The organism is uncultured Clostridium sp., from assembly GCF_947039605.1.
GTDB lineage: Bacteria > Bacillota > Clostridia > Clostridiales > Clostridiaceae > Sarcina.
The window spans coordinates 1-12,180 of record NZ_CAMQZG010000072.1 but is presented as its reverse complement, the minus strand read 5'-3'; the positions used below and the strand labels follow the sequence as shown (position 1 = coordinate 12,180).

The window sequence follows — 12,180 nt, the reverse complement described above, 5'->3', positions numbered from 1 at the left end:
CGAATTTATTTTGTTATGATTTCTCACTTAAAACAAATTCGGTGAATAATTCAGGATTAAAGCTAATTATATGTTATAAGAAAAGCTCTTTTTTTTGAATGAGTATATAAAATACCAATATTAGGCTTGAAGAATTTTAATACAATGGTAAAATATGATTAAGTTTTATTTTTAAGAAAAAAAGTTATTTATATAAATTACGTTAATATCAAAGAAAAGTTAGGAGAAAAATTATGTTTAAAGATTATACAATAATCACAGATATGGATGGAACATTATTAAATAGTAAGGGGATTCTTACTGAAGAAAATATTGAGGCGATAAATGAATTTGTTTTACTCGGTGGAAACTTTACAGTAGCAACAGGTAGAATGTTACCATCAGTTGAAAAATTTATGGACAAGCTTAATCTTACTATTCCAGCAATTTTATATAATGGAAGTAAAATATATGATTTTAATAATAAAGAGGTTATATATGAAGGTTATTTAGAAGATGAAAAGAGGGGAATAATAAAAAGAATTGCAAAAGAAACTGAAAATATAGGTATTGAGGTCTATATTGAAGATACAATCTATGTTTATAAGCCTTGTAAATATACAGAAAGACTTTCTACAAAAAATCTTGATGTTAGGTATGAATTTGATGAGGACTGGTTATATAGTCAAAAATGGGTTAAGATCCTTCTTTTAGGTGAAGTAAAAGAAATGGATAAATTTGAAGAAGTTTATAAAAATGTATATAAAGCTGGACATATAACAAGGAGTGGTGATAAATTTTTAGAAATATTACCATCAAGCACATCAAAGGGACATGCTGTTGATTATTTATGTGAAACTTATAAGTTAAATAAAGATAAGTTATTTACTTTTGGAGATGCAATGAATGACACTGAACTTCTTAGCGTGACAAAGAACGGGTATTGTGTTGCAAATGGTGCAAAAAGATTAAAAGAAGTTGCATTAAATTTAGAAGTTAGTAATGATGAACATATTATACGGTTTATAGTTGATAAGATAAAAAGAATAGAAGAATAAAATAAAAATCCCAAACTATAAATTTTATAGTTTGGGATTTTTATTAATTATTTTGAACTATTTTTACAAGCTTAGGGATTACTGAATCAACAATTATTTGGCCTTTTTCTTTTGAAGATGTTCTAGCAGTTGCTAAAACTCCACTTGCTGGGATAATATCTTTATTTATAGGATATTTATGATAAGGAACAGGTGTAGCACCTTTAATATCAATAATTTTATCCATTCTAACTAGATGTGGAGCAAATAAAAGCATTAATGAAGTTTCTGTTATTGCTGCATGTTCAAATGCCCATCCTGGGAATGGAACTTCATCAAAAATTTTATTAATAATATTTGTAGGCATAGGGTCCCACCAGTTTGATTCAAGTATAGTCACTTTATCACCATATTTATTAGATACAAGACTAATAGCTTCGAGTAAAAATGCTTCATTTTCAAAATGTGCATTTAATACTAATATTTTTTTTAGTCCATCTCTTATAAACTCCTCTAAAAGATCTACAGTAATATCTATAAGTGTTTTTCCATTTAAGTCTATTGTTCCAGGGAATAAAGGACCACCACCAGATAGAGGTTGAGATTTATAGCCATAACATAAAGTTGGTGCAACTATACCATCTATTTCATTAGCTAGTCTTATTGCAAAATGCTCGGCAATAATTGTATCAACAGATAATGGTAAGTGTGGTCCATGTTGTTCTGTTGAACCAATAGGTAATATTAAAGTTGATTTATCTTTTTTGTCATTAAATTCCATCCAAGTCATTTCGTTCATTAAATTTGTCATTTAAAATCCTCCTAAATATGTATGAAATAAATTATATCATATCATTAAATCTTGATATATAAGTATAGGGATATTTATATAAAATATATAAAAACTTTGAAATTCGTATTATTTTATAGTTAAAAAAGTAAATTTATTAATTAAAAGGATATTATTTTTACTATTAGATATAAAAATGGAAAAAGTATGAAGTTTACTTATATTCATGAATGAAGTATATTTATAACATAGTAATTAGTTAGTTTATAGGAGGAATTTAAAATGAAAACTTTAAAAGGTACAAAAACAGCAGAAAATTTAATGAAATCATTTGCAGGTGAATCACAAGCAAGAGAAAGATACACTTTCTATGCAAGTGCTGCTAAAAAAGAAGGATATGTTCAAATGTCTAACATATTCATGGAAACAGCATTACAAGAAGAGCAACATGCAAAAAGATTTATGAAATTCTTAATTGAAGAATTAAACGGTCAAGAAATTGAAATTACAGCAGGATATCCTGTAGGACTTTCAAAAAACACTATAGAAAACTTAAAATTTGCAGCAGCTGGTGAACATGAAGAGCACACAGATTTATACCCTGTATTTGCCGTAGTTGCAAGAGAAGAAGGATTTGAAACAATAGCTAAAGCATTTGAAGAAATTTCTAAAGTTGAAGAAAGACATGAAATCAGATTCAGAGCACTTCTTGCAAATATTGAAAATGATATAGTATTTAAAAAAGAAAAAATAGTACTTTGGAAATGTTTAAACTGTGGATATATTTATGAAGGTAAAGAAGCTCCAATGGCTTGTCCAGCATGTTTACACCCACAAGGATACTTTGAGTTATTCTTACCAAACTACTAAGATAAAGAAAAAAGTTTATATAATTGTGAAAGGTAATTAAAGCGGATAACGTTTTAATTACCTTTTATTTTATTTATAGGATGTATTAAAAGCATCCATAGATATATCATCTATATCAGATAAAGTTGCCTTTTCGAGAGATTCTTCAAAATTAAAAAATTCTAAATAATCTAAAATAGAACCTATTTTATCTATCCCATGATTTTCAATTATTGAATTTACAAATATAGAGCTTTTTTCATAAAATAAATCTGAGTTTGTATCAAACAAACGGTCAAGGTCAGATGGTGTTATATCAGAATTATAGGAACTAGGAATAGATTCATCTATTGCAAATTTCCCCATACATTCAGCAATTCCTTCATTGAACCAAAATGGAAGTTTTTGTGGGTATATTTCATTTTTGAGAAGTTTATGATTTATTAAAGCATGTGTATATTCATGAATTAATGTTTCAGATAAAGAAATTAATGCTTCTTTATCATTACGTGCTATTGTTAATTCTTCATGGGAATCAGAATTAAGTACATTTATTATATTATTATGAAAGTATACATATCCTAGAGAATCAGAGTGCGAGTCATTAAACTCTGATAATACTCGAATTGTTATTTCAGGTTCTTTTTGAATCTTTAAAATATCTAATATAGAATTTTTATTTTTATCTAAAACATCATTAATGTAAAGGATATCATCATTGCTTGTGAGTGTATCATAGAGAAAAGTTATATTGCCTATTTTTTTCTTGTTAAGATCTGGGTAAAAATCTTGATTAATTATTTCTATTATATGACTTGCTTTTATGACTGCAATTTTAAAGTTGAAATTACTGAAAATAAAAAATAAACAAGCAGAAAATAATATAATTCTAAAAATTTTTGAATTTATAAATTTAAACAAAGTCACACCTCTAGCTATTGCTTTTATTTATTATATGCAATAATTTAAAATTTGTTAATTATTTAGATTATTAACAAAATTTGAGTTTTATATTCTAAAAAAAGAATAGCGAATATAAATTTATATTTGTGGAAAAATATACTTTGTAAGAAGGAGGGATATAAAATGAAAAAAAATAAATTTATTATTTTAGTAATTAGCTTGTCTATGCTATGTATATATCTGCAAGGGGTTATAGTAATGGCTAGTACTTTTAAAGTATGTATAGACCCAGGACATCAAATGAAGGGAGATCCAAAACTTGAGGCAGTAGGTCCTAATGCTATGTTTTCTAAACCAAGAGTTTCATCAGGAACAAGAGGAATTGGAACAAAAAAATGGGAATATGAAGTTGTTTTAGAAAGTGGTTTAATACTTAGAGATTTATTAGAGCAAAGTTATGATGTTGTTATGACTAGGGAGATAAATGAAGTCAATATAAGTAATAAAGAGCGTGCAGAATTTGCAAATAAAGAAAAAGCTGATATAAATATAAGAATCCATTGTGATAGTATAAAGGATTCTTCTAAAACAGGTGCATTAATTCTTGTACCATCAAAAGAAAATAAGTATACAAAAGGGATATATCAAAATAGTCTTAAATATGCAAAAGAGTTAGAACGCTCTTTAAAGGATTCAGGTGTTAAAGTAAATGGTATATTTGAAAGGGCAGATATAACAGGCTTTAATTATTCAAAAGTTCCAACTGTAATATTAGAGATGGGATTTATGAGTAATTATAGTGAGGATGCACTATTGTGCAATAGAGTTTATCAAGAAAAATTAATGAAAGCAGTAAAAATTGCAATTAATGAATACAATAGTAATTAATTATTAAAATTAATCTTTTTATAATTTTTAGTTAACAAAAAAATATGGGATTATGTGTTAAAATAAAAGAAAAGATTATAAATTTAATTTTAAATTTATTTAGAGTTGAGTTTTTTGGGGGACGATTACTTAATGAAAAAATATTTTAATAAAAGGTTTATTTTATTATTGATAGCATTAGTTTATGTTTTTTTTGCTGGATTTAAGTTTTTAAAAGGAAAAAGTTTTTTTGATACAATAGTTGAGTATAGCAATAATATACATTCAATAAACGCAGAGATAAAAGAGGTTAATAAAGATGATTATAATTTAGAAAAATTAGAATATATACCTGTAAAATATGTAGATTATAGAAATTTTGAATCAAGTAAATATATAGTTAGAAAAGAAAATTCAAATGATTTATATATTTATGATACATTAGAAAGTAAAGAAGTATTATTTGAAGATATTAAAGAAACTACAAATATGAGTGGACTTACTGTAAATGAAAAATGGGTTATTTGGGTAGAAAGTACAGTAAGGGATTCAGAGAATGGATGCAAGGGATTAATTTGGAGTATTTATGCTAAAGCTATAAACGGCGAAGAAAAAACACTAATTGAAGAAGGAAGTTCAAATTTAAGTGGGTTAAATCCGAGTAGTTATATGGAGTTTATTCCAAAGGAAATAATTTTAGATGGAAATAATATTATATATATTAAATCTAATGAAAATACAATTAATAAGAGTAATATTATAACAACTACTGTAATGACTAGTATTATTAGATATGATTTAGAAAAATCAGAATCAAAGATTATTGACAGTTCATATGATGATAATAGAGTAAGCTTGTATGATATTAAAATTGATCAGGGTAATCTTATTTGGCAAAAGATATATAAAGATGCAAGAAATGAGGTAGTTACTAAAGCAGAAGTTCAATTTTATAATATGAATACAGAAAAAAAAGAGAAAATATTTGAAACTAGTAGTATCAGCAACCTAGATATAAGTGGCGAAAATATAGTTATAGTTGCAAATAACCCGGAAGATAATATAGTTATTTACAATATGAAAGATAAATCATCTGATAATATATTTTATAAAGGAAGCCGTATAGAGAAGGCATTAAGAGTAGCTGAGGATATTCCTATAATAACAAAAGTAGAATTTATAAATGATAATTATATTTTAATAGGGATTAGCTCAACTAAAACAACAACATCTGCAATTGTATACGATATAAAGAGTAATGTGTTTAGAGAGTTTGATACTTTAATAAAAGAAAAAGAGTTAAATCCATTAGCACAGTATAATGTCAAAGAAAATCAACTTTTAATATATGTTGGCATGGTAGCAAGAGTAGAACAAGAGAGCGAAGAGTCAGAAAAAATAGAAATAGATGATAAGCAAGAAAAGAAAGATATCAAAGAAATATATATTAGCAGTGAAGAAATAAGTGATTATAAAAAGGAAGAGATAGATAATATATTTGATGATAATACAGCAGAAAAAAGTGATGAAGTATATTATAAATATTATATATATAAATTAATGTAGCTATTTTGTAGCTACATTTTTTGATTTAAATATAGGAAGGCTCTAATGAGTAAGAAAAAATAATAAAGTATTGATAATTAAAGTAACAATTTACACAGAATATAATAATATAATAATATCAATCAATTTATGAAATAGAGTAGGGGGAGGATATGTATAAAAATGATTTTGATAAATCTTTTAATAAAATAAAGAATGATTACAATGAAGATACTTACTATTGTGAGAGTAATCATCAAGGTACTTATAAAAAGAATAACGAGAATTATAAGAGTGAAGAAAAATTGAATTTAACACTAAGAATATCATATGAAATAATAGAAGAAATTTCTGCAAGTGATGAAATGATTTGTGTAAGAGAAGCTAGTGATGTAAAAAAAGATATTTTAATTGAAAGAAAAATTTATTATAGAGTGTATGGAAAGGCAGTGGACTATAAAGGAATTTCTTATAGTGAAGTATTGATTAGGTTATTTAAATATACTTTTTTTTGTGGAGAGGTAGATAGAAAAGAAGTAGATAAAATATTTACTAATGAATATGGAGAGTTTAATTTTATAATAAGAATAGAGAGCGGAAGTAATTTAGAAAGTTATAAGGCTGAGATAGATAATTATTATAAAACATTTTAATTAATAAAGAGAAGAAGTCGTTACTTATAAATGACTTCTTCTCTTATTTTGGTCTTTAATGCTATTTTTCAGAATACTTATTAATAATATTTACATAACTATAGAGGGTGAGGTGGGAAATATGAAAATCGTTAGAAATTATATTGAGTATAGTGGATTAGCAGATTATATACCTACAGAAATATCAGGATTTAAGGATTTTATTGTAGATAAAGATATTATTATAGGTAATGAAAAAGCTAACATAGAGTATTTTACTAGATGCAATGCAATAGGAAGAATAGAAAAAAAACGTATTTTAAATTCATATGCAAATAAAAATTATGGTCAAGAGGAGATAGAAAATAAATATAAACTCATGGTAGATGGGAATATTCAGATTAGAAGTGAATATGTAGGTGAAAATTATGAGGATATGATATTTACAGATAGAGTGAAAATACCTTTTAGCACTGTTGTAGAGATTGTGGGGGAATATGACCCTTGTATGAAAATTGTTTCAACAGTTTTTATAGAGGATATTTCTGTGAAAAAAATAAGTGAAAATAAATATAGAATAAGTTTAGGAGTATTAGTTATAGTGGAATATTAAGAAAGGATTATATAGGATGCAAAGATGTATAATAGATGGAATAGAATATATAGGGATATGTAGTGAAAAAAAAAATAAATTTAAACATATAAAAGAGTATCAAATAAATACTATTTGGAAACTAGAGGAAGGCTTTGAAGATATACTTACAGTAATTTCGGTAAGTGTAGAAAAAGAAAAACTTGATTTTAATATAATAGATAATAAAAAAGGACAAAATATTAGTGGTGAAATATGTCATGAGAAAAGTCTGGTCATTGAGGTAACATATAAAATAAAGTTAAAATATAGTAGTTTTAAAAATAATAATTCAATATTTATTTATAAATTTAGTCAAAATATTTTTTTAAATGCAAATATACCAAGTAAAATAGGTGGTGAAAATATAATCGATTTAAAAAGAATAGGGAAAATAAAAATAGAAGAGTGTTTAGTTGATATGTATATAAATAATATAGAAAAAAGATGTTTTGAATTAAATTTAGGTGGTGTTATTCTTTTAGAGGAAATAATATAGAAGAATATAGTAATTTTGAGTAACAAAACTTATGTTGAGTTTATATAATATTATATAGATAATTTATATAAAATTTAGTAAGAAGAGGTGCACAATGAAATATAATAAATATTGTTCAAACAAGTATTCAAATAAATATTCAGCGGAAAATGAAGAATATACATCAAATAATTTTAATGGAAGATGTCAAGAACCAGAGCCAGAATATCCTTGTAACCCACAACCACAACCAGAATGCCCATGCAATATACAACCACAGTCTCAACCACAATGTTCATGTAACCAAGAACCAGTAGAGCCAGATTGTTCATGCAATCAAGGTATAGTAAAACCTTGTCCATGTACAAATTGTGTTCAAGAGTGTAGATGTTGTGAGGGAGTAAGTTGTAATTTTGATCCTAATATGGTTCAAGGAATTAGAACTATAGTAAAAAGATTATTTGATGTTAAGAGAAGTGAAAGTTGTCCAGCATCAGAAGAATTAGTTATAGACGGTGCAGAATTTACAGTTGATGTAGAATTAAAAGCAGATAATTGTATGTGTGAATGTAATCCTGTTGACGAAACTTCAAAGTTTATTTGTAAATGTGTTACAGTGGAAGTTTTAGCTGTTGATCTACTAGCTCCACCAGAGGTTAAGTTTAATGGAAAAACTTTAGTTGTTGCAGGTTCAATGGAAGAATGTTATACAGGCTTAATTGAAAAATCAATGTTGAAGTGTATGGATAAATGTAATGCAGAACAAGGAGAACTTTGTATTAGAGCTGAAGGATGGACAATAGATGCTATAATAACAATATCAGGAACAATTGTAACGAGTGGCCAAACTTGTGAGTTTAAATTAGTAATAACACCAATAGCTCCAATTGAAATGACTGATAATTCAGTTTTCTATATGAGTGATTTTTGTGCAACAGATGGAGAGTTAAAGCTTTGTTTTAATCCTAAAGTATGTTTCCAAGCCGATTCAATAGTTGGGGCAGCAGATGAGAGTGTTACTGTTAATGGAATTATGAAACTTAGCATGGAAGCTGAGGTTAATATATATAAAGATCAGGAAGTTTGTATTCAAGCAATAATAATTGGATAATATAAGAAAATAGGGGCTATATCAAAATAGTTTGTCATCCACAATATAGAGTTTAAAAGCTATATATTGTGGTAACTTGCATTTTGATATAGCCCCTTTTCAAAAAAATAAGGAATTATATCAAATATAAATTTTTTTTGTAGTATTTTTTTTGTTTGTATAAACACTATTATATTAGGTATAATTTATAAAAGAGAATTTTTAAATCTAAGGAGGAAAAGAGTATGAAAAAATCAACAAAAATAACATTAGGAACTACAGCAGGAGTTTCACTTTTAGCAGGGATTGCAACTGCATGGTTAGTTAGGTATGCTGAAAAAGAAGTTATACGCTCTAAAAGACAAACTAAAGATGATATGATAGGTAGACTTTTAAATCAGTTTAAGTGTGATTATAAAGAGTATGAGGATTTAGAAGTAGAAAAAATAGAAATTTTAAGTGAAGAAGGATTAAAACTTAAGGGATATTTATATAAAAATGATATTGATTCAAATAAACTTGTAATAATACACCATGGCTATACAGCAAATCACTATATTAGCATACAATATATGAAGATGTTTTTAGATGAAGGATTTAACGTTCTTTTAATAGATATGAGATCTCATGGTGAGAGTGAAGGTGATTTTGCTAGCTATGGATATAATGAAGTTAAAGACCTTGATATATGGGTTGAGGCTATGACGGAAAAGCTTGGAGAAAATTTAATTATTGGCTTACAAGGACAGTCAATGGGGGCTGCTACAGTTATGCTATATGGAGGTCTTTTTGAAGACAAGGTTAAATTTGTTATAGAAGATTGTGGGTATTCAGATGCAAGAGATGAAATAAAATATAAATTTAAACAAGCAAAAGTGCCAGCAAATATATTATATCCACTTGTAAATAGCAGAATAAAAAGAAAGTATAAATTTGACTTAACAGGAATATCACCAAAAGATGCTATTTGTAATAGTAAAGTACCAACATTATTTATTCATGGAACAGGTGATACAACAGTTCCATCATATATGTGTGAAGATATGTATAATGCAAAAAAAGAAGGATATAAAAAACTTTACTTAGTTGAAGGTGCAATACATATGGATGCTTATGTTACAGATAAAGAAAGATATGAAAAAGAGGTTAAAGACTTTATAAATGTTGTTTTATCAAATAGTAATATCTAAATTGCTTTAAGGGGGTAAAATTGTTTATTAAATTAAAGGAAATTAGCAACGAACGCACTATTGACGTTCGTACAAAAGAAGAATTTGAAAAAATGCCTCTTTTGCAATATAATGTTCCGATTATAGATAAAGATGAGCATCAAAGAATAAAAAGAATGTATCCACTTGCATTCATTATAATATATTTAGGGCTTAGAAAAAGAAAGGGAGAAGTTAAAAAAGCTTTACTCGAAATTTCAGAGAATGGAAAGCATAAAGTTGTAATAGGTTGCTCAAGGGGAAGACTTAGAAGTCCATATATTTATTTTTATGCAAAGAGTATGGGGATTAAATGCGAGATACTTTCTGGGGGAATAAAAAAGCATTTTGAGGGGCCACCTACAGGGCTTATAGACAGAATTTATTCATACTTTGATTTAGAATAAAATATTATGTTTATCTTTTACTATTACTTTGTTATACTGTATAAGCACTAGAAATTAGAAAGAGGTGTTTAATTTGAAAAATAATTATAAATTTAGTGAAAATAAATATGAAGTAAAAGGCAACGTAGTAGAAGTTGCAATGGAAAATAAAAAAGGTAAAGAGTTTGTAGCTTTAATAGATGCAGCAGATTTAGAAAGAGTAAAAGAGCAAGGAATATGGTTTGTTGAGTGGGGAAAAGAACTTAACGACTATTCAGCTCAAAATATAAATGAAACTCTTAAAAACAAAAAAGGTAAGCCTTTAAAGCAAAGTTTACAAGGTTTTATATTAGGGGTTAGTGCTAAAGCGCCAATCAAACATATAAATGCTAATTATTTAGACAATAGAAAAGAAAATCTTGAAATTGTCGATACACATGTTGCTAATGAATATGAAGTGATTGATGAAACAATAGCGCATATCATATTAAAAGATAAATATGGTAGAGAGGAAACTAGAGCAATAGTTTCTAAAGATGATATTGATGCATTAATAAAAGAAGAGTATAACTGGGCTGTTTATAGAGGGGAAGTTGTAGCTAATACAACAGAAGGTAGAGTTTATCTTGATGAATTATTACTTAACCCAAAAGAAAATGAAATAGTTCACCATATAAACTTAAATCCTTTAGATAACAAAAGAGAAAATATAGAAATACATTTAATAGAAGAATAAAATAACACAAAGAGCTATATGTTAAAACATATAGCTCTTTGTGTTATTTACAACCGCAACTAGGTTTGTTTGGTTTATAAGGAGGGTAAGTAGGTGGACATGGTGTTGGACGATGAGTAGGTGGTGTACATGGGTCACAATCATTATTATTGACATCAATTGTTCGTTCATTACCTACAGCATCTTTTGATACTATTATTTTATAGTCAGAATCATCACATCTGTTTAATTCAAATTGATAAAATCCATTACAATCAGTAATTGTATGACTTACTCCAACAAAATCTTGTTTTCCACAATAATTTATAACTTTTAGAAGTTTTACTAAAACTCCAGAAACAGGAACGTTTTCACAATCTTTAACTTGACCCCAAACTCTCACACCTTGTTTTCTATTGACTCTAAGGTCAACTCTAACCTCGCAATCTTTTGGGCTTATGTGTAAATCAGTGCTATTCCCTTGAATGTATTCACAGTAATTTGTATTTGAACCTTGGTTTTGGTTTTGATTTTGATTTTGGTTATAATTATTATCGTTACAACCACAGTCGATAGGATTAAAATTCATAATAAAATCTCCTTTTAGATAAAAAATAATTTCAGTTAATAATAATATATGTTTATTTTTCAATATTGGTATTAATTTTTAAAGAAAAATTTTCATAAGATAATATAAAAGGAATTATGTTTAATAATTAAGGAGATTAGGTATGGAATTAAATCGTGTTAGCATTTCACAACAGGTTTCTAATACAGAGGTTACTTATGATAGTGTTATTTGCTTTAAAAATAAAATCGAAAATAAAAGCGCAGATGAAATTAAAAATATAATATTTAAAAATCATACCAATATTGATTTTGATAACAGGTATTATGAATTCGAAAAAAATAGAGATAATATAGAATTAATAAACGAAAAAGGGCTAATAAGAATTGAGGTACTATTACCTGGGGATCAAGTAATAATTTATACAAGTTTAATTATCAGCCAAGAAGTGGAGATGGAAAATCTTATAGGTTATTCTACAATTAAGTTTTTAGATTTAATG

General features: G+C 26.7%; 15 protein-coding genes. 12 read left to right on the top strand and 3 right to left on the bottom strand.

The features are described 5' to 3' along the window. Nucleotides 1-233 precede the first annotated feature (233 nt). Nucleotides 234-1,037 carry an HAD family hydrolase gene (locus Q0V24_RS16175; RefSeq protein ID WP_297523064.1) on the top strand — a complete coding sequence of 268 codons (804 nt, stop codon included), beginning with the start codon at nucleotides 234-236 and terminating at the stop codon, nucleotides 1,035-1,037. A gap of 43 nt (nucleotides 1,038-1,080) precedes the next feature. Here the strand turns inward: Q0V24_RS16175 and Q0V24_RS16170 are convergent, their stop codons facing one another. After that, nucleotides 1,081-1,827, bottom strand: a complete 747-nt coding sequence (locus tag Q0V24_RS16170) for a creatininase (protein ID WP_297523062.1) — start codon at nucleotides 1,825-1,827, stop codon at nucleotides 1,081-1,083. Nucleotides 1,828-2,088: 261 nt separating this feature from the next. On the opposite strand from Q0V24_RS16170, the gene rbr reads away from it, so the two are divergent. Then, nucleotides 2,089-2,676, top strand: a complete 588-nt coding sequence (rbr, locus tag Q0V24_RS16165) for a rubrerythrin (RefSeq protein ID WP_297523060.1) — start codon at nucleotides 2,089-2,091, stop codon at nucleotides 2,674-2,676. 69 nt (nucleotides 2,677-2,745) lie between these two features. On the opposite strand, the gene Q0V24_RS16160 is transcribed toward rbr, so the two are convergent. Continuing rightward, the gene (locus Q0V24_RS16160) at nucleotides 2,746-3,576 is read right to left on the bottom strand and encodes a hypothetical protein (RefSeq protein ID WP_297523058.1); all 831 of its coding nucleotides are present in this window, start codon (nucleotides 3,574-3,576) and stop codon (nucleotides 2,746-2,748) included. A 165-nt stretch (nucleotides 3,577-3,741) separates the two neighbouring features. On the opposite strand from Q0V24_RS16160, the gene Q0V24_RS16155 reads away from it, so the two are divergent. From Q0V24_RS16155 to Q0V24_RS16115, 9 genes are all read left to right on the top strand, one after another. Then, on the top strand, nucleotides 3,742-4,446 hold the full coding sequence (locus Q0V24_RS16155; protein ID WP_297523056.1) for an N-acetylmuramoyl-L-alanine amidase: 705 nt from the start codon (nucleotides 3,742-3,744) through the stop codon (nucleotides 4,444-4,446). 132 nt (nucleotides 4,447-4,578) lie between these two features. Beyond that, entirely contained in the window at nucleotides 4,579-5,991 is a 1,413-nt protein-coding gene (locus tag Q0V24_RS16150) for a hypothetical protein (RefSeq protein ID WP_297523055.1), read from the top strand. Between the two features lie 152 nt (nucleotides 5,992-6,143). Continuing rightward, the gene (locus Q0V24_RS16145; protein ID WP_297523053.1) at nucleotides 6,144-6,623 is read left to right on the top strand and encodes a hypothetical protein; all 480 of its coding nucleotides are present in this window, start codon (nucleotides 6,144-6,146) and stop codon (nucleotides 6,621-6,623) included. A gap of 121 nt (nucleotides 6,624-6,744) precedes the next feature. Further along, nucleotides 6,745-7,215 carry a hypothetical protein gene (locus Q0V24_RS16140; protein ID WP_297523052.1) on the top strand — a complete coding sequence of 157 codons (471 nt, stop codon included), beginning with the start codon at nucleotides 6,745-6,747 and terminating at the stop codon, nucleotides 7,213-7,215. A 16-nt stretch (nucleotides 7,216-7,231) separates the two neighbouring features. Further along, on the top strand, nucleotides 7,232-7,732 hold the full coding sequence (locus tag Q0V24_RS16135) for a hypothetical protein (protein WP_297523050.1): 501 nt from the start codon (nucleotides 7,232-7,234) through the stop codon (nucleotides 7,730-7,732). 94 nt (nucleotides 7,733-7,826) lie between these two features. Next, nucleotides 7,827-8,822, top strand: a complete 996-nt coding sequence (locus Q0V24_RS16130; RefSeq protein ID WP_297523048.1) for a hypothetical protein — start codon at nucleotides 7,827-7,829, stop codon at nucleotides 8,820-8,822. A gap of 224 nt (nucleotides 8,823-9,046) precedes the next feature. Beyond that, nucleotides 9,047-9,991: an alpha/beta hydrolase gene (locus tag Q0V24_RS16125; RefSeq protein WP_297523046.1), complete on the top strand. Its 945-nt coding sequence runs from the start codon at nucleotides 9,047-9,049 to the stop codon at nucleotides 9,989-9,991. Between the two features lie 20 nt (nucleotides 9,992-10,011). Beyond that, nucleotides 10,012-10,416: a hypothetical protein gene (locus Q0V24_RS16120; RefSeq protein ID WP_297523044.1), complete on the top strand. Its 405-nt coding sequence runs from the start codon at nucleotides 10,012-10,014 to the stop codon at nucleotides 10,414-10,416. Nucleotides 10,417-10,480: 64 nt separating this feature from the next. Continuing rightward, complete coding sequence (locus Q0V24_RS16115; protein WP_297523042.1) at nucleotides 10,481-11,131, top strand: hypothetical protein; 651 nt, start codon at nucleotides 10,481-10,483, stop codon at nucleotides 11,129-11,131. A 43-nt stretch (nucleotides 11,132-11,174) separates the two neighbouring features. Here the strand turns inward: Q0V24_RS16115 and Q0V24_RS16110 are convergent, their stop codons facing one another. Beyond that, complete coding sequence (locus Q0V24_RS16110) at nucleotides 11,175-11,699, bottom strand: hypothetical protein (protein WP_297523040.1); 525 nt, start codon at nucleotides 11,697-11,699, stop codon at nucleotides 11,175-11,177. A gap of 142 nt (nucleotides 11,700-11,841) precedes the next feature. On the opposite strand from Q0V24_RS16110, the gene Q0V24_RS16105 reads away from it, so the two are divergent. Next, nucleotides 11,842-12,180, top strand: a 339-nt coding sequence (locus tag Q0V24_RS16105) for a hypothetical protein (protein ID WP_297523038.1), incomplete at its 3' end; no start/stop codon positions are given.